The organism is Pseudomonas sp. ERMR1:02, assembly GCF_002277815.1.
Lineage (GTDB): Bacteria > Pseudomonadota > Gammaproteobacteria > Pseudomonadales > Pseudomonadaceae > Aquipseudomonas.
The window spans coordinates 53,452-74,010 of sequence record NZ_NKJI01000017.1; the positions used below are offsets into that span (position 1 = coordinate 53,452).

The 20,559-nt window shown below is 58.9% G+C and carries 18 protein-coding genes; 10 read left to right on the forward strand and 8 right to left on the reverse strand.

Annotation, left to right across the window (positions count from 1 at the left end):
• Positions 1-528: 528 nt before the first annotated feature.
• Positions 529-1,602, reverse strand: coding sequence for a diguanylate cyclase (locus CES87_RS24510; RefSeq protein ID WP_128608131.1), 1,074 nt, complete (start codon positions 1,600-1,602; stop codon positions 529-531).
• Between the two features lie 303 nt (positions 1,603-1,905).
• Here CES87_RS24510 and CES87_RS24515 point away from each other — a divergent pair, with 303 nt between their 5' ends.
• The 3 genes from CES87_RS24515 (at position 1,906) to CES87_RS24525 (ending at position 6,092) form a co-directional block, all read left to right on the forward strand.
• A complete protein-coding gene (locus CES87_RS24515) occupies positions 1,906-3,357 on the forward strand; it encodes an NAD(P)/FAD-dependent oxidoreductase (RefSeq protein ID WP_128608132.1) in 1,452 nt (483 codons plus the stop codon).
• Positions 3,358-3,379: 22 nt separating this feature from the next.
• Complete coding sequence (locus CES87_RS24520; RefSeq protein ID WP_128608133.1) at positions 3,380-4,336, forward strand: alpha/beta fold hydrolase; 957 nt, start codon at positions 3,380-3,382, stop codon at positions 4,334-4,336.
• A 376-nt stretch (positions 4,337-4,712) separates the two neighbouring features.
• Complete coding sequence (locus CES87_RS24525; protein ID WP_128608134.1) at positions 4,713-6,092, forward strand: VOC family protein; 1,380 nt, start codon at positions 4,713-4,715, stop codon at positions 6,090-6,092.
• A gap of 102 nt (positions 6,093-6,194) precedes the next feature.
• Here CES87_RS24525 and CES87_RS24530 read toward each other — a convergent pair whose 3' ends face one another.
• Positions 6,195-6,878, reverse strand: coding sequence for a type 1 glutamine amidotransferase domain-containing protein (locus CES87_RS24530; RefSeq protein ID WP_128608135.1), 684 nt, complete (start codon positions 6,876-6,878; stop codon positions 6,195-6,197).
• A gap of 326 nt (positions 6,879-7,204) precedes the next feature.
• Between CES87_RS24530 and CES87_RS24535 the strand changes: the two genes are divergently transcribed.
• The gene (locus tag CES87_RS24535) at positions 7,205-7,756 is read left to right on the forward strand and encodes an Hcp family type VI secretion system effector (RefSeq protein ID WP_128608136.1); all 552 of its coding nucleotides are present in this window, start codon (positions 7,205-7,207) and stop codon (positions 7,754-7,756) included.
• Between the two features lie 329 nt (positions 7,757-8,085).
• Here the strand turns inward: CES87_RS24535 and CES87_RS24540 are convergent, their stop codons facing one another.
• The 5 genes from CES87_RS24540 to CES87_RS24560 form a co-directional block, all read right to left on the reverse strand.
• Positions 8,086-8,664, reverse strand: a complete 579-nt coding sequence (locus CES87_RS24540) for a hypothetical protein (RefSeq protein WP_128608137.1) — start codon at positions 8,662-8,664, stop codon at positions 8,086-8,088.
• Positions 8,665-8,797: 133 nt separating this feature from the next.
• The gene (locus CES87_RS24545; RefSeq protein WP_128608138.1) at positions 8,798-9,040 is read right to left on the reverse strand and encodes a hypothetical protein; all 243 of its coding nucleotides are present in this window, start codon (positions 9,038-9,040) and stop codon (positions 8,798-8,800) included.
• Positions 9,041-9,102: 62 nt separating this feature from the next.
• Complete coding sequence (locus CES87_RS24550; RefSeq protein WP_128608139.1) at positions 9,103-10,170, reverse strand: lipocalin-like domain-containing protein; 1,068 nt, start codon at positions 10,168-10,170, stop codon at positions 9,103-9,105.
• Positions 10,160-12,631 (reverse strand): FtsX-like permease family protein, encoded by a 2,472-nt coding sequence (locus CES87_RS24555; protein WP_128608140.1) that lies wholly within the window; start codon positions 12,629-12,631, stop codon positions 10,160-10,162. The genes CES87_RS24550 and CES87_RS24555 overlap by 11 nt, the downstream gene beginning before the upstream one ends.
• Position 12,632: 1 nt before the next feature.
• Complete coding sequence (locus CES87_RS24560) at positions 12,633-13,301, reverse strand: ABC transporter ATP-binding protein (RefSeq protein WP_128608141.1); 669 nt, start codon at positions 13,299-13,301, stop codon at positions 12,633-12,635.
• 358 nt (positions 13,302-13,659) lie between these two features.
• On the opposite strand from CES87_RS24560, the gene CES87_RS24565 reads away from it, so the two are divergent.
• Positions 13,660-14,385 carry a PIG-L family deacetylase gene (locus CES87_RS24565; protein ID WP_128608142.1) on the forward strand — a complete coding sequence of 242 codons (726 nt, stop codon included), beginning with the start codon at positions 13,660-13,662 and terminating at the stop codon, positions 14,383-14,385.
• Between the two features lie 215 nt (positions 14,386-14,600).
• Here CES87_RS24565 and CES87_RS24570 read toward each other — a convergent pair whose 3' ends face one another.
• Positions 14,601-16,298 carry a sulfatase-like hydrolase/transferase gene (locus CES87_RS24570; RefSeq protein ID WP_128608143.1) on the reverse strand — a complete coding sequence of 566 codons (1,698 nt, stop codon included), beginning with the start codon at positions 16,296-16,298 and terminating at the stop codon, positions 14,601-14,603.
• Positions 16,299-16,688: 390 nt separating this feature from the next.
• Here CES87_RS24570 and CES87_RS24575 point away from each other — a divergent pair, with 390 nt between their 5' ends.
• The 5 genes from CES87_RS24575 to CES87_RS24595 are packed head-to-tail and all read left to right on the forward strand — an operon-like array spanning position 16,689 to position 20,544.
• Positions 16,689-17,057 carry a hypothetical protein gene (locus tag CES87_RS24575; RefSeq protein ID WP_256591069.1) on the forward strand — a complete coding sequence of 123 codons (369 nt, stop codon included), beginning with the start codon at positions 16,689-16,691 and terminating at the stop codon, positions 17,055-17,057.
• A complete protein-coding gene (locus CES87_RS24580; protein WP_128608144.1) occupies positions 17,054-18,088 on the forward strand; it encodes an NAD-dependent epimerase in 1,035 nt (344 codons plus the stop codon). Before CES87_RS24575 ends, CES87_RS24580 begins: the two co-directional genes overlap by 4 nt.
• A gap of 17 nt (positions 18,089-18,105) precedes the next feature.
• A complete protein-coding gene (locus CES87_RS24585) occupies positions 18,106-18,852 on the forward strand; it encodes a sugar transferase (RefSeq protein WP_128608145.1) in 747 nt (248 codons plus the stop codon).
• A complete protein-coding gene (locus tag CES87_RS24590; RefSeq protein WP_128608146.1) occupies positions 18,852-19,499 on the forward strand; it encodes a CpsD/CapB family tyrosine-protein kinase in 648 nt (215 codons plus the stop codon). Before CES87_RS24585 ends, CES87_RS24590 begins: the two co-directional genes overlap by 1 nt.
• Before the next feature lie 22 nt (positions 19,500-19,521).
• Positions 19,522-20,544: a polysaccharide biosynthesis/export family protein gene (locus CES87_RS24595; protein ID WP_128608147.1), complete on the forward strand. Its 1,023-nt coding sequence runs from the start codon at positions 19,522-19,524 to the stop codon at positions 20,542-20,544.
• Positions 20,545-20,559 lie beyond the last annotated feature (15 nt).

The window sequence follows — 20,559 nt, forward strand, 5'->3', positions numbered from 1 at the left end:
TGATCGCTCCCACGCTCTGCGTGGGAATGCAGCCCGGGACGCTCCGCGTCCCTTACGGAGCCGAACGCGGAGCGTCCGTTGAGGCATTCCCACGCAGAGCGTGGGAACGATCATGGGGTGAGTATTGAGGGCTTTTGCTCTGGCTTTTGCTCTGGCTTTTGCTCTGGCTTTTGATCCACCCGCCCCATCGGGAGGCTGAGTGGAGGTGTTCATCCGGGGATTGGCGCGCAGCGCCGTTCGACGCAGTCGAACACATTGCATGTAGGTGCAGCGAAGCCAACCGGAGGGCAATGCCCCCGGATGGATACCGGAGCGAAGGAACGCCGAGCCCCAGCGAGGGGCCGGACGCTCGGGGCGAGCCTTTTTTGCTTACTTTTTTTGGCGTTTGAAAAAAAGTGAGTCGCCGTCAGGCGAAACCATAAGCGGCCGTTACCGCAGCAATGGATATGTACTCAGTCAACAACAATAGGTCGGCTGCCAGGTCGTCTTCGCGGGCAAGCCTCGCTCCTACAGGGGTTGTGGTGGAGATCAGACCGAGTCGAGCAGTTCGTGATGCGGCCGACCATCACCACAGCAAATCACGCGATTACGCCCGGTCGTCTTGGCTTCGTACAACGCCTGATCAGCATCGTTGAGCCACAGAGTGGCATCGGTGTGGGCCGGGTCGAAGTCCGCCAGACCGATACTCAGGCTGACTTTCAGCGCCGGGTTTTGCTCATAGCCCAGGGTGGCGAAGCGGTCACGCAGGGCATCCATGGCAGCGGCGGCGCTGTTCAGGGGCAGGTCCGGAAGGATCACGCAGAACTCGTCGCCGCCGTAACGCCCGGCGACATCGGTGGCGCGCAGGTTCTGTTTGAGCATTTTGCTCAGATGCCGCAACACGATGTCACCGGCGACATGGCCGTAGGTGTCGTTGATGCTTTTGAAATGGTCGATGTCGATCAGGGCGATCACCGCGCCCTGATGCTGGCGTTGACAGCGCTGAAATTCGACTTCCAGTTGGTCCTTCCAGGCGCCGTGATTGAGCAGGCCGGTGAGGCTGTCGGTGCGGCTCAGGGCAAGCAGTTCACGCTTTTGCCGACCGAGGGTATGGGCCTGGCGAAAGCAGATCAAACCCAGCACCAGCGGATAAAAACACATCAGCGGCAAGCAAGCGTAGAGCTGGAATTGACTGGTTTCAGGGATGAAGAGCGGGAGGAAGATCAGCCCTCCGACGCCAATGCCGAGTATCTGCGCGACGGTGCCCACCAACAAAAAACGCAAGCCGCCGATAGCCACGTTGTTCATTGCCATCATGGAAATCGTGGTAGCGCTGGGCAGCGGATTGAAGTGCATGGCGGCGACCCAGAAACCGCCCATAAAGGCGTCTACCAACAAATTACGGTGTTCGGCGTGATAGGGCGTCGTGGATCGTCGCGCCCATTGATAGGCCAGGTGCGGCCAGAGCAAGCCATTGAACAACATCAGGGCCCAGACCCACGGCGCCGGGTTCAATGGGTACATTGTCACGCTCACGCATAGCAAACCCAATACCAGTCCGATGGCGCGCGATGTGTAGAGCCTCCTGGCCAGTGAAAGTCCGTTTCCTCCCATCTTTTCCATTGGGACCTCTGCACCACAGAACGGAACCTGATCACACCGGGATTACAGGTGTGCCAGAAGTCTATCAGGGCGACGTTAAATAGCCATCACCGACGGGCGGGCTGAATACCCCGCCATCCGGCAATCTGGCTATCTGTAGGAGCGAGGCTTGCCCGCGAAGAACAATAACGCGGTACATCAGGTAAACCGCGTAATCGTTCTTCGCGGGCAAGCCTCGCTCCTACAGAGGCAGAAGCAAAAACCCCCACAGAAACGGCTATACATGAAGATAGGGTTGGACCCATAGCGACAAACAGGAGAACCATGCAGACCTTTGAAGTGTTGATCATCGGCAGCGGCTTCGGCGGCCAGTGTGCAGCGGTCAATTTGCTCAAGGCCGGTATCACTGACTTTCGTCTGCTGGAACGGCGGGACTTCTTCGGTGGCACCTGGTGCCAGAACACCTATCCCGGTGCGGCCGTCGACGTGCCCTCGCCGCTCTACTCACTGTCCTTCGCACCTTACCGCTGGACGCAGATGTTCGCCGAACAGGCCGAACTGCACCGCTACACCCGCTACGTGGTGGAGCGTTTCGGCCTGCGCGACCGGGTGGAGCTGCAAGCCAATGTCGAGCGAGTGGAATGGGACGAAACCGGCAAACGCTGGGCGGTGCACACCGCCAAAGGCACGTTTCATGCGCAGTTCCTGATCAATGCCACCGGCCCCCTAAGTCAACCGGTGGTGCCGCACTTCGCCGGCCAGGAACGCTTTCAGGGCAAGACCTTTCACACCAATAACTGGGACCATTCCTACGATTATCGGCAAAAACGCGTGGCCATCGTCGGTAGCGGCGCCAGCGCGGCCCAGGTGATTCCGGCGATCGCCCCGGATGTCGAGCACCTGCATGTGTTCCAACGCACGCCGCATTGGGTATTGCCCCGGCCAGACCGTACGTTCGGACGTTTCCAGCGCTGGCTGCTGGGGCTCAAGCCGGCCTACAAGCTGCTGCGCTGGATGATCTACTGGCAATTTGAAACCCGGGTGATTGCTTTCAAATACTCGAAACCGGCGATACGCATGGTCCAGCGTCAGGCCCTGCGCTTGATCAAACACCAGGTGCCTGACGCCGAGCTGCGGCGAAAACTGACACCGGACTACACCATCGGCTGTAAACGGGTGATTCTGTCCAGCACGCTGTACCCGGCGCTGGTCCGCAGCAACGTGACATTGCATAGCCGTGAACAAGGGATCGCCGAGATCGACGAAACCGGCATCGTCATGCAGGACGGCCAGCACATAGACCTGGATCTGATCGTCTGGTCCACCGGTTATGACGCCACCGACGGGGTGATTTCCTACCCGGTCACCGGCAAAGACGGCATCCGTCTGAAGGACGTCTGGGCTCAGTACCCGCGGGCCTACCTCGGCACTGCCCTGCCGGACTTTCCCAACCTGTTCATCGTCACCGGCCCGAACACCGGCATTGGCCACACGTCGGCGCTGTTCATCATCGAATCGCAGATGAACTACATCCTCGACTGCATTCGCACGCTAAAAGCACAAGGTTTACGCAGTATCGAAGTACGCCCCGAGGCAGAACGTACCTACACTGAAATGATCCATAGAGAAATGGAACGCACAGTGTGGAAGTCCGGAGGCTGCCACAGTTGGTATCAAAGCAAGAGCGGTCATGTGATTGCCATGTTTCCGGGATTCAGTTTCAGCTTTCACCGCTTGACCCGAGCCCTGAAACCCGCCGATCACATTTTGTCCTGATCCGTCAGAAGGAAGACGCCTGATGCTTTTACTGGTTGTCGCTATCGCGGTTTTCGCGGCCTGGAGCTGGTTGAGCTACCCGGCCATCGGGTACTGGCTGTATGACTTGAGCGTCGCCGCCGAGGCCAGGTTGTACAAGCTGCACAAGATCGTGGTGCCCATCAGCGAAATGACCGTCTCGACCTGGCAAGGCGGGCCGTATGAGGCATCGAGCAATGTGCTGATGCTTCACGGCTACAGCGCGGATAAAAATATCTGGCTGCGCTTTGCCCGGCATTTTGTCGGAAATTACCGGGTGATCATCCCCGACATCGCCGGCCATGGCGAAACCGGCTTCAAGGCCGGTGGCGGCTACGACATCCCGCTGCAGGCCAAGCGCATGATTCAGTTGCTGGATGTTTGCGGGGTCGAGAAGGTCCATGTGATCGGCAACTCGATGGGGGGGTGGATCGCGGCCTGGCTGGCGGCCAATTACCCGGACCGCATTGTCTCGGTCGCCCTGTTTGACCCGGCGGGCGTCGCGTCGCCCGAGCCCAGCGACCTGGAGCGCCATTTGGCCAAGGGCCACAACCCGTTCCTGATCAACTCGCGGGAAGAATTCAAATATTTTTATGCCATGACCATGGCCGAACCACCGTGGCTGCCGCGAGTGGTGCTGGACGCCATCGCCCATCGCTATGAACAGGCACGCGACGAACTGGAAGAAATCTTCCGCGATTTTCGCGCCAGCCCGCCGATGGAGCCGAAACTGCCGGCAATCAAGGCTCCCGCGCTGTTGTTGTGGGGGCGCAAGGATCGTTTGATCGATGTCAGCAGCGTTGCCATCTGGAGCAAAGGCATTGCCGACCTGCGGGTGGAAGTATGGGAAGGTATCGGCCACATGCCGATGATCGAAGCGCCAGCCGGTTCGGCACGCCTGTATCGGGAGTTTTTGGCATCGCTGCGCTCGGAAAGCCCTCAGGATCAACGACTGCACTAAAAAACCGTAGGCCTGTAGGAGCTTGTAGGAGCTTGTAGGAGCTTGTAGGAGCTGTCGAGTGCAACGAGGCTGCGATCGGCTGCAAAGCAGTCGCAAAATCAGGCAGCGCAGTGTGTCAGGAAAAATAGGCATGCAGGGTTTACGACTGCTTCGCAGCCGATCGCAGCCTCGTTGCACTCGACAGCTCCTACCAGCGATCGCAGCCTCGTTGCACTCGACAGCTCCTACCAGCGATCGCAGCCTCGCAGGCTCGACAGCTCCTACAAGATGCAGTCCTTTGCAGAATGAAGTTCGTCAGAAACTTCGTTTGTCGACGCCACTGAAGGCTGCGATCTTTTCTCCCATCCTTCACGTCATCGCGCCAGGAATCCTGTCCATGAATCACCCGAGCTTCGTCAGCCCCGACCTGATCCGCCAACGCTTCTCCAAAGCGATGTCCGACATGTACCGCGAAGAAGTGCCGCTGTACGGCGCGTTGATGGAGCTGGTGGAACAGACCAACCGCCAGGTGCTCGACAGCGATCCGCAAGTGGCCCGACAGTTGACCAGCACCGGTGAAATCGGGCGCCTGGACCTGGAGCGCCATGGCGCGATCCGCGTCGGCACGGCCGCTGAACTGGCGACCCTCGCCCGCCTGTTCGCGGTGATGGGCATGCAACCCGTGGGTTATTACGACCTGACCCCGGCCGGAGTGCCGGTGCATTCCACGGCGTTTCGCGCGGTGCATGAAGCCTCATTGCAGATCAGTCCGTTCCGCGTGTTCACCTCGCTGTTGCGTCTGGAATTGATCGAAGATCTGGAACTGCGCGCGTTTGCCCAGTCGGTGCTGGACAAACGATCGATCTTTACCCCTGCCGCGCTGACCCTCATCGATCGCGCCGAAACCCAGGGCGGCCTCACCGAACAAGCGGCTGAAGAATTCGTTGAACAAGCGCTGGAAACCTTCCGCTGGCACCACAGCGCCACCGTCACAGCCGAGCAATACCAGAAACTCAGCGCTCAGCACCGCCTGATTGCCGATGTGGTGGCGTTCAAAGGCCCGCACATCAATCACCTGACGCCGCGCACCCTGGACATCGACATCGTCCAGACGCAAATGCCGGTTCATGGCATCACCCCCAAAGCGGTGATCGAAGGCCCGCCCCGCCGTCAGTGCCCGATTCTGCTGCGCCAGACCAGTTTCAAGGCGCTTGACGAACCGGTCGCGTTTACCGATCAGAGTGAAAGCCATGGCAGCCACAGCGCCCGCTTCGGCGAGATCGAACAACGCGGCGCCGCCCTCACACCCAAAGGCCGGGCGTTGTACGATCGCTTGCTAAATGCCGCCCGGGACGAACTCAAGGACTTCCCCAACGAAGCCAACGCCGCCCGCTACAACGCATTGATGACGCAACATTTCAGCGAATTCCCGGACACGTACGAAGGCATGCGCCAACAGGAACTGGCGTACTTTCGCTATTTTGTGACGGAAAAGGGCCTGGCGGCAGCCGAGCTGAAAACCTCGCCCCTGGAAGACCTGGTCAGCGGCGGCTATCTGCGGTTTGAACCATTGGTGTACGAAGATTTCCTGCCAGTCAGCGCGGCGGGGATTTTTCAGTCAAACCTGGGGGACGCTGCGCAAACTCACTATGGTGTGCATTCCAACCAGCAAGCGTTTGAAAAGGCGCTGGGGCGTTCGACGATTGATGAGTTGGGACTGTATGCAGAGACGCAGCGGCGTTCGATCGAGCAGTGTTTTGCCTCGTTCGCTAGCTAGCACTGAACTGTAGGAGCCGGCTTGCTGGCGAAGGCGATGCATCAATCTACATTGATGGCGTCTGGTGCACCGCTATCGCCAGCAAGCCGGCTCCTACAGGAGTTATGTTTTCTTCAGTTTTGCCAACAGCGCTTCGGCCGTCGCCTGCGACGACGCCGGATTCTGCCCGGTCAGCAACAGACCATCGGTGAGCACATAACTCGCCCAATCAGGCCCCTTGGAAAAAATCCCGCCCTTGGCCTTGAGTTCGTCCTCTACCAGAAATGGCACGACATTGGTCAGTTGCACCGCCTCTTCTTCGGTATTGGTGAACCCCGTCACCTTCTTGCCCTTGACCAATGGCTGACCGTCCGCGTCTTTGGCATGGCGCAATACCCCCGGTGCATGGCAAACGGTCGCGACCGGTTTGTCGGCGTTGTAGAACGCTTCGATCAGGCCAATCGACTGCTTGTCTTCAGCCAGGTCCCAGAGCGGGCCATGTCCGCCGGGATAGAAGATCGCATCGTAATCATCGGCCTTCATCGAGCCTAGCAGGACGGTCGACGCCAATGCGGACTGGGCGGCAGGGTCCTTGCGAAAACGCTCGGTGGCCTCGGTTTGCGCGCCGGGCTCGTCGCTTTTCGGGTCCAGCGGTGGCTGGCCACCCTTGGGCGAGGCCAGGGTCAACTGCGCGCCTGCATCCTTGAAGGCGTAATACGGTGCCGCGAATTCTTCCAGCCAGAAGCCGGTTTTCTTGCCAGTGTCACCCAATTGATCGTGGGACGTTAAAACCATCAGGATTTTCATGTCTTCACTCCATCTCGGGACTGTGGGGGTGGCTTATAGCCGTGATGCGCTAGTAGCTGCGCGATGATTCTGGTGTAAGACCTTGGTGCGGGGCTGATCGTTCGGCCTGAAAGGCGTTTCGACACGGTGCGCCAAAAGCTGCCGTGTGTCGTGCAGCTTTCCACGCTGGCAATGAGGATTTTTGGGGGAACCCTTCTCGAAATTTATTCAACTAACTGATTTATATGGCTTTATTGTTTATGGCACAGACCTTGTTAGCCGTCAGGCCCCCATCAGGCGATAGCGCCTTTCGGGTGCCTTCATTTATTTTAACAAGGACCGCATTCATGGCCATGCAAGCGTACTTAACCATCGTTGGACAGGACGGCAAGAAGCTCACGATGGGTGCATCCAGCCCCGAATCCATTGGCAGCACTTACAAAGAAAGTTACAAAGAAAGTTACAAAGACGAAGCCAGCACCGACGAAGAAAACCCCGAAGACAGGATCATGATTCAAGCATTCAGCCATCAGGTGATGAGTGCCCGTAATACCCAGACTGGTCAGCCGACAGGTGGGCGCATTCACAAACCTTTGGTAATCACCAAGATTTTCGACAAGACCTCTCCCCTGCTGCTAGAAGCGCTGCATGAGGGCGACCGCTTGCAAAGTGTGAAAATCGATTGGTACCGCAACTCTGCCGGGGGAAAACGCGAGCACTATTACACTACCGAACTTGAAGAGGCGGTTATCGTTGAAATCAAGGACTATATGGACATCTGCCAAAATCCGGAGAAGATGGACCCTCTGCACTTGGAGGAAGTGCACTTCAGTTACCGCAAAATCACCGTAACCCACGTGGCAGCGAGTACCTCGGGTGTCTCTGACTGGAACGACTAACCCCGCTCTTTCAGAACTAATGATTAGTTTATTTACATAATGCGATAGGAGCTACCAAGCGGAAGGTGTTCGCCCAGTGCAATGGCCTCGGCATTCCATGCACTGGTAAAGAGCCGTAACACTGGGCGAACGGGGCGTATTTTAATTGAAGTCGTTGAAGATGTCCGCGCCTGAAACGTGAAATTTGCCGATACATGTTTTAACAGATGTCGGCCAAAAATATTATTAAGCCCCCCCCGCTGTTCAAACTCACCAATTCGTCCATAAAAGATTATTCCTATACAAAAAATTGTACAGGAACAATCACACATTAGAGCTGACGCTCAACTTTAGTGTTTGCTGGTCACTGTCAGTATGTCGGTATACGTCACGTAGACGCTTTGCCCGACTTTCAGATCCTTCAATTTTGCTTGAACTTCCGGGCGCTCGACATCGACAGTTTTGGACTGGCCTTTGGGGTTAATAAAGGTCACCTGGTTTTTCTTCACGTCGATATGGGTGATTTTCAGCTGCACCTGCACCTGACGATAGGCCTCGCCACCGGGTTTAGAACTGCCCGGCGCCGCGCGGACCTCGCCGGTGCGCTCGGTGCTGCCTGGCAGGCCTTTGTCGATGTCGGTATCGAGATAGGCCGCAACGGCGCGGGTGACTTTGATATGGACCTGATCACCGGGCTTCAGGTTACCGAGGTTCTTGGCTTTGTCGGTCAGTTGCACAGTGGCCTGACGACCTTCCGGCCCCTCAAGGACGACCTGATGGTTGGCCGCATCGACCGAAACGACTTTAGTAGTGATCTGATCAGCTTCCACGACCGCAGACAGCGGAATATCGGCTGCAACGGCACTCAGGCTGGCGGCGGACAGTAATGTGGCGAGGGTGATGGCTTTGGTCAGTGCGTGAAGTTTCATAGGCAGACATTCCCTGTGATCAATGACGACAAACGGCACCGAAGCAGGCTTCAATGCCGAGCGTGTCGATGAGCATAGACGCTGTTCACAGAGTCTTCGCCGCTGATCAACAAATCGTCGCAGGGCGTTCTTCTCAGGCATCGGGATCGTCGACTTCCCGAGCCACATTGATGGCCGGAGAGTCCTTGTGGGATTGTTCCGCCCTGGCCCTCAGGTTCTGCCATTGTTCGAGGTCAATCGCGCCCTGCCCCAACAGGTCATCGGCCAGAGCCAAAAGTTGCTGGTAATGGGCGTCGGGGGACTGTTGCCAGTAGGCCTCGTCTTCGAACAGACGCTCCCATGCGTCGAGGTCGGGCGGTGTGAGGTCTTCGCGCATCGCAGGCTCCGGTCAAAGGGCTTCTAAATTTAGGAGGCCAGCGCAACGCAGAGAGTTCCGACTCAATATCCAGTCATCTCCAGATACCCCTGCCCGCCATGGCTGCCGCTCAACTGCACCGGGCCTTCCCAGTAGGGAATGCGCAGATCCATCCAGGCATTGGGGTTAAGCGCGCTGATGACGATGTCGAGGTGTTTGCCGGGAATCTGGATCGACCAGCGAACCGGCATCGAACGCCCGGCGACGCTGGCGGTGTTCTGCGGGGTGAGGCGAATGTCGGTGCCGTGCAGCAACTGCGTCTGGCCGTGGGCGTCGATCCACGTGCCGGTCAGATAAGGTGCGCCGTCCTTTTGCCGCATGCGATAGAGCATCACCTGTTCACCACTGTCCAGGTGCAGGGAAAACCAGTCCCAACCGGTCTGGTTGGCGGTCAGCGGCTGGCTGCTCCATTCGCGATCGAGCCACGCGGGACCACTGACCTGATAGCGCTTGCCCTCGATCTGCAGGGTGCCGCTGGCCTGGAAAAACGGCTGACTGTAGTAATACGACGCTTGGCCCTGTTCGGATTTTTGACTGAAGCCCTTGTCCCCTTGCAGCACAAGCGGCCGATTCGACGTCAGCCGCAGTTGATAACTGAAAGCTTTGTCGCGGGCACTCAATTGCAGATCAGCCAGAGCGTCAGTCGACTGGCTGCTGAAACGCCAATCGTCGATCCATGCATTGAACGGCGCCAAACTCACCCCCGCCTGGCCGACGCCACCACGGGCATAGCGTTCGGCAGCGTGATGAATCGACGCAGAGGTTACGGCCGCGTGCCCCAGCCAGATCGTCTGGTTTTCCCAGCCAGCCACCTCGGGCGTGGCTTTCAAGGCACTGCGAAACAGCGTCCACTGCACACCGAATTCGTCGCCCTGCTCGTCCTTAAGGTTGGCGGTGACGTACCACCATTCAATGCGAAAACCATCGTGGGGGCCGTGATCCGCCGGAAATTTGAACGCCCGACCCGGCACTACCGGCGTAAACGCAGCCGCTTGATTGCCCATCCCCGCAAAGCCTTTTTCCACGGGCACCGGTTGATCGCAGCCGCTCAACAGCACCGCCAACAGCAATACTGCGCGTCTAATCCTCATGGGCAAACGTCCTCAGCAAGTCCGCCGGCTGCGTGCGATACAACGAGTACAGCGGCCACGCCGAGGCCAGCAACGTCGCCACCAGCGCCAGCCCCATCAACTGCAGCAATTGCACTGGAAACACCCGCAATGGCAGGCGCCAACCGAAAGCCTGAACGTTGATTACCGTGTCCAGGCACCACGCCAGCGCAATCCCCAACGGCAACGCCAATACCAGCGTCAACAGCGCCAGCAACCAGGTTTGCCCAAGATTGAGCAGCATCAGCTGCCGGCGGGTCACGCCCAACGCCCAAAGCGGCGCCAATTGCCCGAGACGGCTCTGGCTTTGGGTCAGCAAACTGATAAACAGCGCCACGCCGGCCACACAGAGGGTCAGGCTGTTAAGTGCGGCGGTGGCGGCAAAGGTGCGTTCGAACACCTGCGTCGACCAGCCCTTGAGCCGGGCCTGATCGACGATGCGACTGTCCTCCAGCGCGAAGCGTGCCTGCAGCGCGGTCACGAACGGCGCAATCAACGCCGGTTCGATGCGCAGGTTGAAGCGACTTGGCGTCAGTTGCGGCCAGCCGCGCAGCAAGTGATGGACATTGACCAGTACGTGGCCCCTCGGATTGCCGTAGTCGGCGTAGATGCCGATGATGCGCGGTGACCACGGGCCATTGGGCGTGGCAATCGTCAGGCGATCGCCCAACTGCACTTTCAGACGTCGGGCCAGTTGTTCGCTGAGCATCAATGCATCGTCCGTGGCCAGGTGCTCCCAGGGTGTGTCGCCCAGGGCCTCGAGCAGCGGCCAGTGCTGGCGATAGGTCGGGTGATCGATCACGCCGAAGATCTCCGTGGGCCAACCTTGCAACTGAATGGAAACTTGCCAGTTGGGCAACACCGCCGTGAGCTGCGGTTGCTGCTTGAGCCAGGTGAGCAGCTCCCGGGCCTGCGCCGGGTTTTGGGGGTTGAGGTAAAGCTCGGCGGTCAGCCGTTGTTCGAGCCAATTGCTGAAAGTCTGGCGGAAGCCGGCGGTCATGCTGCCGGCGCCGATGTTGGCCGCCAGTGCCAACAGCAGCGCCATCAACGCCAGGCTCAGGGCGGGTAGTTGCTGGCGGCAATCGGCGACAAACCATTGGCCGAGCACGGAACGACTGCGACTCAAAAGACCGTTGAGCACGGTATCGAGCACCACCGGCAACGCCAGTGCGGCGCCCAGCAACAGTGCGGCCATCAGCACGAAACCGCTGGCCAGGCTGTCACCGCGCAGCAACGCCAGCAGCGCGATCGCCAAGGCCAGCGCCGCCACCCAACCCTGACGCCGCAACCAGCGCGCGTGCGCCTGATGCCAGGCCTGCGGATCGGCCAGCGCCAGTAGCGGCAGACACGCCGCCCGCCACAAACTGTTGGCGCCGGCGAGCAAGGCACCGAGCAGGCTCAGGCCGATGCCGCTTAACCACCACAGCGGGCTCAGGCTCAACTGCCCCGCCACTTCGGCGCCGTACAGGCCGCGCAGGCTGGCGGCGACATCCGGCAGCAGCATACTGGCCAGCAGGTAGCCGCTCACCACACCGGCCACGCCACCGATCAAGGCCAGCCCACCCAGTTCGACAGCCAGACAGGCGATCAGCATCCGAGCGCTGACGCCGCAGGCACGCAGGGTTCTGAGCAAGCCTCGACGCTGTTCCAGCGCCAGTCCTATGGCGGCATGCACAATGAACAGGCCGACCACGAACGACAGAAACCCCAACGCATCAAGGTTCAAGTGGAAGCTCTCGGTCAGGCGCGCCAGATTGTTTTCTTCACCGCTGCTCTTGAACTGCAGTTGGTCCTTGAGCGAATCGGGCAGTGTCGCGGTGAAATCCTTGGGTAGCAGCAGTCGCGATACCTGATCCGGCAAACCGAGTATCTGCTGGGCAAAGCCGATGTCCATCAGCAACAGACCTGGCGCCATGTCGGCTTGAGCGTGCAACGGCGGCAGTGCCTGGCCGTTCACCGCCAACGGACGCTCTCCCTCCGTCAGCCCCAAAGTCTGCAAGGTCTGCGGCGAAATCCAGGTGCTGCCCGGCGGGGTGAAAAACGCGACGACCTGCTCGATGGCCAGCGCCTGCCCGGCCACTACGCCACCCGCCGGCAGCGACACCGGTTCGATGCCCATCAATTGCAGACGCTGATCCTCATGGCCCTTGAGCGTCAGCCGTCCCTGCAACACCGGCGAGACCGGCCAGCCGGCACGACGCAGGTCGACAAACCATTGCTGAGGGAACGTCCCACCAGCGGACGCACTGAGGCTGGCCTGAGGTTCGCCACCAATCAGTTGACTGGCTCGTGCATAACTTTCCCGCGCCTGGCTGTTGAGCGCCTGCACGCCGGTCAGCAGACTGGTGGCCAACCACAGCCCGGTCAGCACACTGAAAAACTGCACCGGGTGCTGCCGCCAGTGACTGAGCAGCGCCCGCAGGGTTTCGCGAAAAATGCGCATCTCAGCGTCCGTCCACACCGGCCAGACGACCACAATGCAGCACCACTTTGTCCGCCAGTCGCGCCGCGACGCTCGGGCTGTGGGTGACCATCAACAGGGTCGTGGGGCTGTCATCGAGCAATTCCAGCAGCAGTTTCAATACCTCGTCACTGGTGGCTTCATCGAGGCTGCCGGTGGGTTCGTCGGCCAGCAGCAGTTTCGGTTGCGATGCCAGGGCACGCCCCAGCGCCACCCGTTGCTGCTGACCACCAGAGAGTTGTTCCGGATAACGGCGCAGCAAATCAGCCAAGCCCAATCGCTGCACCAGATGCGCCTGCCAGCGCGGATCATGACGCCCGGCCAGCCTTGCCTGAAACGCCAGGTTGTCCTCCACCCGCAAGCTGCCGATCAGATTGAACTGCTGGAACACCAGGCCGATTTCCGTGCGTCGCCAGTTCGCCAGTTGTCCTTCGTTCATCTGCTCCAGCCGATGTTCGCCGCTGCGGATACTGCCGCGATCGACCTTGTCCAGCCCGGCAATCAAGTGCAGCAAGGTGCTCTTGCCACTGCCTGACTCGCCCATCAGCGCCAGGCTACTGCCGGGTTTGAGGGTCAGGTCGACGCCTTGCAGCACCGGCAACGGGCCTTGTGGAGTGGCGTAGCTTTTGAAGACGCCCTGGACTTCAAGCATGGCAGAACCCGTTCGATAAGCGTGGGCCAAGGATAGCGGCCCTCGAAATCAAATGTGGGAGATTCTATGTTGCAGGACACCCCGGCAGCCTCAAATTGGCTGCTGAACTCTCGATGACACAAGGGTGATTCTTATTGGAGAGTTGTTGGTGTTACTACGCTTATCGTCAGAGCAAATCCGAACGTTGGACCGCTAATAATACACACTCTTAAAAACGTTTTTTTTTGCCGAAAGTCGAAGCACTTTCGCCCCGTCCTTGCGCGCCTTACATTTAATTTTGGCTATAACTGAGGAGAGACACGGTTTCCCTGATGAAGTGACAAGCGTTTAAACATCTACTATCAGGAAGTGGAATCAAATGCTTCTGCCAATCCCCAAACAGATCACCGTAATTTCCCCACATTTGGATGATGCTGTCTTCAGTTGCGGCTGCCTTTTGGCTGAGAGTCGAGACGCTCTTGTCATTACAGTATTCGCTGGCGTGCCTGATCCTGATATAGCGGCTCCGGCTTGGGATGTAGCAACAGGTTTTAGTAGTGGTTATCAGGCCGTGCTTGCGCGACGTGAGGAAGATACGGAGTCGATGCGTAGACTTGGTGTGAGAGGCACATGGCTCAGTTTCTGGGATGGCCAGTACGGTCGCAGTTATCAAACGACCGACCTCGTACCGGCGCTAAAAACAATCCTTGAACAAAGGGGTGGGACCGTTCTTATGCCTATGGGACTTCTCCACCCCGATCATCTGCTGACTAGCAACGCTTGTTTGGCGGTGCGCGAAGCGTTTCTTCTTGCGCAACAGTACACAGAGGATGGAGCAACTGACCACCCAATGAAGTGGTTCGTCTATGAGGAGGCCATCTATCGGCAGTTACCGGGCCTGGTCCTTACTCGGCTCGCTGCCTGGAAGCAGGCTGGGCTAGGAACGAGTGCGGTTAGATTTCCCACCTCAAGTGTAAAAAAGAAAGCCTACGCTGTAGGCGCGTATCAGAGTCAACTTCCATTATTCGGAGCCGCCAAACGCGCCGATATGGGCTCGCCTGAACGCTATTGGCAGCTCGATACTGAGCGGCCGTTGCACCGTTGAATTGGCCTGAGTCGGATCGGTTCACGTCTACATAATCACATCGGTACACCGCGACTCACGGTGGAAGCGAGCGTGCTCGCGAAAGGGTCATCACATTCAACATCTTCATTGACTGACATACCGATTTCGCGAGCAAGCCCGCTCCCACAGTTGAAATGCATTCCACTGGGGGAGCGGGCTTGCTCGCGAAGAGGCCGGGTCAGGCAATCAACAAATCACTGCCCCACTGCCATACTCGCCGGCGCCTGCGATGGCGTGACAATGCTGTTCAAATCAATGTGCTTCCATTCGGGCTTGGCCCCAAGCCGTGCATTGAACCGATAGTTGAACGTGAAATCATCCGCCGTCGGCACGCTCAGCGGTTTGCCATACACCGCTTCCACACCTGTCAGGTCGTACCCCATCAACTGCAGCAAGGTCGGGAAGATGTTGTAGTGGCTGGAGCGATCCTTGTTGCCGGCAAGTGCAGCCTGCCAGTCCAGGGTCTGCAATCCGCTACCCTGAATCACCACCAACGGCACCAGGCCTTCCTCCTCCACCGGGTCGCCGCCGCAATGGGTGTTCAAACCGGGGTTGCCCCGCTCATGCAGGTCCTGGCCGTGATCCGAGGTATAGATCAGCAAGGCGTTGTTCAGATTCGCCTGGGCAAATACCCGAGAGAAAAACTCCCCGACGTTCCACAACACTGTGTTCTTGTAGGCATTGCGGTACAGCATCCAATCATCGGGCTGACCATTGAAACCGTTGCGCTCGCCGGTGTCCGTCACTTCGACGAATTGCCCCCGAGGCAGCGTCGGACGATAGGCCATGAACGCATCGGGATATTTGTCGTGTACCGGAAAATGCGCCCCGACCTTGTTGATGATCACCAATTGCGACTTATCGTCATTGAGCAGTTCGATCAGCTTTGCCGCCGCGGCCATGTCGCGGTCGCGCACGCTGGTCTGGTCGAATTGCACGAACTCGTCGATGTCCTTTTTTTCGGCCGCGCTCATCAGGTTCTGCAGGTTGCCGCCGGTGCGCTGCGCATCGATATAGACCGTGTGCATGCCAGCCTTTTTCGCGTACTGCCAGATCGACGGCAGTGTGCTGTTGATTCGCACGTAATCGCCGCGGGTGCCGCCATAACGCAGTGTGACGTTGGTATCGACGCTGCAATTGGCGATCGAGGCGGCGTAGCCATAGTTGAAAATCTCGACGCCGGCATGCGGCTCCTTGAGATTGCTGTGCACGCCGAACGGCGCGTTGATGTCCAGGTAGTTGCCGGAAATGCTCTCGTCGATGACCAGCACGATGTCGTGACCCACCGGTTGCCCGATGCGCGCCAGGTTTACCGGTTCGCGGGGGCCGACGGTGTTGTGCAGCGACTCGTAGGCGAACAGGTTCAAGTAGGCCAGCGGCGTGTACATGACGGGCAACCCCCGCGCGCCCTCCCCCGCGCGCACGAACAACACGGCACTGAGCAACAGCACCCCCAGCACTGGCGCCGCCACCATCAACGCACCTGGAACGGGCATTCGCCGACGCGGTTTCAGCCCGATGCCGATCAACAGCGGCAAACCACCGAGCACGCCGCTGATGATCGCATCGCGGTACTGGTACAGCGCTTCTTCGATGAACCCGCCGGAATACACAAGCGAGACAAAGCTGCTGTAGGTCAGGTAGTCGGCCGTGACCCGCGAATAAACATCGAAGAACACCGCAGAAACAAACATCGCCAAAGCGAATAGATGACGTATCAGAGACTGGCGAATGTATGCCGTCATAAATAGCGCAATCGTTAATACGACAAACATGGCGACAAACAGCACTAATGGGAAACCAATGCCCATCACGCTTATACGCTCAAAGTAGTAGTCGTAATGAGTGAGCAAATAGACAGCTATCAGAAATTCTTTGAGATATCGAATCATTGGCTCTCCAGTACCCATTCGCGGCAACGGCCAAAAGATCGCCGGCTGTTTTTTGACACTAGCACCGGGCCATTAAAGCGCAAGAAATAGCGGCCTACGACGGGAAAGCGTCAAAAAAAAGATGACTCATTTCTGACACACTGAACTTCCTACAGCCCTTGTATTTCAAGCCCTTCGACCGTTTATCGCTTTGTTGAAGATGTCCGCGATGGCTAAATATTGCGGTAGAGCCAGCAGGGCCGAGCCTTTGATGGCAAATGGCCCCCCAATACTGGGGGTGTCTTAACTCGTTTACATGTCAGATTGCTGACACGGTTTCCCAAGGCTGGGCTATACCCCTTTTGACAGTCCCATTTCTGATCTTTCTACCGTCTTACGAGGCACGCCAATATGGACGTGAGCGTATTGGGTACGGGCTATGTTGGCCTGATACAAGCTGCGGCACCGGCCGATGTCGGACATCGCGTCTTATGTGTCGACAGCGATCCGAACAAGATCAGGCAACTGCAACAAGCCGTACCGCCGATCAGCGAACCGGGACTTTGCGGCACATTGGAAGAGAACATCAAGACCGGTCGGCTGCTCTTCTCAACCCAGGCCAGCGATGCAGTCGAGTACGCCGCATACGCAATGCTCACCACGCGCATCAGTTTCAGGAACGAACTGGCCAACCTTAGCGATCTGCTGGGGGCCGACGTCGAAGCGGTGCGCAAAGGCATCGGCTTGCGTCACGTCGTGCCCGAGGCGCTGCGCCCATGAAAACTCTCGTGACCGGAGCCGCCGGATTCATTGGTGCCCATTGTGTGTTGCGGCTGTTGCGCGACGGGCATCAGGTGGTCGGACTGGACAACTTCAACGACTACTACGACCCGCAACTCAAACACGATCGCGTGCGCTGGGTGCAGGAGCAGGTCGGCCATTTCCAGCTCGCAACGATTGATCTGGCTGATGCTTCGGCCGTCGAGAATCTGTTTGCCCGTGAACAACCCGAGGTGGTGATTAACCTCGCGGCCCAGGCCGGAGTGCGTTACTCCCTGGAGAAACCCCGGGCCTACCTCGACAGCAATGTAATCGGATTCCTCAACATCCTCGAAAGCTGCCGCAACCACCCGGTCAAACATTTGATTTACGCCTCGTCCAGCTCGGTGTATGGCGCCAACCAACACACGCCTTACTCGGTACGCGACGGCGTCGATCACCCGCTGTCGCTGTACGCCGCAACCAAGAAAGCCAATGAACTGATGGCCCACAGTTATAGCCACCTGTTTGGCATTCCCTGCACCGGCCTGCGTTTTTTCACGGTGTACGGTCCCTGGGGCCGGCCCGACATGTCACCGATCCTTTTCGCCCGGGCGATCAATGAAGGCAAGCCGCTGAAGTTGTTCAACCATGGCGAACATCAGCGCGACTTTACCTACATCGACGACATCATCGAGAGCATCGCCCGGTTGATCGAGCGGCCACCACAGGCCAATGCCCAATGGGACCGCGAACAACCGGACCCGGCCAGCAGCATGGCGCCATGGCGGATCTACAACATCGGCGGCCAGCACTCGGTGGAACTCAAGGACTACCTGGCGCTGCTGGAAAAACACCTGGGGCAAAAAGCCCTGGTCGAGTTGCTGCCCCTGCAACCCGGCGATGTCCTCAACACTTGCGCCGATGCCAGCGACCTGGCCCGCGCCACCGGTTTCCAGCCATGTATCGAGCTGGATGAGGGACTCGGGCGCTTCATTGCCTGGTTCCGCGATTACTACCCACTGCCTGTCGCTCATGCCGCTCGCGGCTGAAGTCTGCGGAGGACTCCATGACTGGTCATGAAAAAAGTATACCGATCCTACAGTTGCGCCCAGACAAGCGCCTGGACCCCGAACACCGAATGCGCCTCGATGCGGCGATCCACAGGCAGGGTCGCGGCTGGGTGACAGGCCGTGCCGGTGGTCGGCCATGGACGCTGTCGCGAACCAACCGTGTGTTCGCCTGCTTCGGTGCGTTGGTGATTCTGCTGCTGATTTCCCCCATGCTGCTGGCATTGGCACTGGCAATCAAATTCACCAGCACGGGGCCGGTCCTGTTCGTGCAAAAGCGCACCGGCTATCGCGGCCGCAAGTTCGGCATGTACAAGTTCCGCACCATGGTGACCAACGCCGAGGAGCTCAAGGAGTCGCTGCGCCACCTGAACAAACACGGTGCCGACGCCATCGATTTCAAGATCGACCACGACCCGCGCATCTCCGGCATCGGCGGCTTTTTGCGACGCACCAGCCTCGACGAGCTGCCTAACCTGATCAATGTGGTGAGCGGCGACATGCGCCTGGTCGGCCCCCGTCCGACGTCGTTCAACGCCTATCGCTACAAGGACAATCATCTCGCGCGCCTGAGTATCTACCCCGGCATGACCGGTCTGTGGCAGATCTCCGGGCGCAGCAATATCGACTTCGACCAGCGCGTTGAGTTGGACCTCAACTACATCGCCGAGCAGAGCCTGCTGCTTGATCTGAAGATCCTGTTGAAAACCCCCTTCAAAGTATTCAGCGGCCACGGAGCAAGCTAATGGACGGTTCAACTGCAAAAAGTCTCAGCATCGCCAACCCGAGCGAGTCCAACCTGGCCTCGACTGTGCTCGATCAGGATCTGCGCATCCTGTTCCTCACCGCCGCCAACCCCGGCGCGGGCACCACCACCAGCGCCCTGGCGCTCGCCAGTCAACTGGCGCAAATGAGCAGCGGCCAGGTGCTGCTGGTGGACGCCAGCCAGTCGGCGACCAACCTCACGCAACAGATCGGACTGACCAAGGAGCGCGGTTTCCGCGACTTGCTGTTCAACACCCAGAGCCCGCCGCTGTTGCAGGACTGCGTGGTGGACGTGTCGAGCCTGCCTTTTCACGTCCTGCCCAGTGGCCGGTATTCCCGGGGCAACGAGCACCTGACACCGGAACGCCTGAGTTCGCTGCTCGACCAGCTCGGCAGTCGCTATCGCTTCGTGGTGATTGACGGCGACGCGGTGTATTCGGCCGCCGATACGCTGGTCATCAGTACCCAGGCGGACGGCGTGATCATGGTCGTGCGCTCCGAAGACACTCGCTGGGAAGTGGCTCAGGCCGCGGTGCAGCGCCTGACCCAGGCCGGGGCAAAACTGGTCGGCAGTGTGTTGAACCGGCGCAAGTACTACATGCCCAAGTGGCTGTACAAAAACCTGTAAGCAACCGCAAAGGATGATGCCAATGAACGCCAAGATGCTTGTCCTGCTGTTGCTGCCGCTTGCGGGTTGCTCCAGCACTTCCGAAACCCAGAACATGCCGGTGAATATCCTCACGGCCGCTCCGGCAAACGCCCAGGCCACCGACATGCCCAAGGTCGAACAGACCTTGCGCCCGAAGGATGAACTGGACGTGATCTTCCACATCAGCACCAGCGGCTCGGATGCCTACCGCATTCAGTCCGGTGACCAGGTCGGCCTGAACTTCACCGCCGCCAACCAGCTCAATGGCAATCAACTGGTGCTGCCCGATGGCACGATTGAACTGCCGGGTGCCAACACCTCGGTGAAAATCGCCGGGCTGACCTCCGAGCAGGCACGCGAGGAGATTCAACGGGCCTATCAGCGCAAACAGCTGTTCCAGCCCAACCGCAATCAACTGTCCGTGCAGGTCATCAGCCCGCTGAGCAATGAGTCGAACCTCAAAAGCGCGCTGAACCACCCAGCCACCGGCATGAGCCGGCAGATCACCGTGGGCGCCGACGGCTATGCCAGCTTCCCGGAAATCGGTTCGGTGCCGCTGCAAGGCATGACCGTCAATCAACTGCAAGCCTTCCTTAATCAAAAGTACGCGCAACTGCCGGGACGGATGACCGTCGACGTTTTGCTCAAGTCCACCGCGGGCAACGAGATCTACGTGCTGGGTGAAGTCGGCCAACCGGGTGCCTACCCGATCCGCCGGCCAGTCTCGGTGCTCGAAGCCCTGACCCTGGCCCGTGGCTCCAACGTCAAGGCACGCCTGGATTCGGTGGTGATCATGCGCCGCAACGGCAACCAGGTTCAGGCCATGCGTTATGACGTCGAAAAAGCCCTGGCCGGCGATGCCTCGCAGATCGCCTACCTGCAACCGGACGACATGCTCTACGTGCCCAAGACCAAACTGGCCAGCGCCGGTGAACTGGCTCGGCAACTGGCGGACGTAGTGCTGTTCCAGGGTGTGGGCCTCAGCTTCGCCTACCGCCTCGACAACAAAAACAGCAGTAACTAACTCTCAGGTGAACCG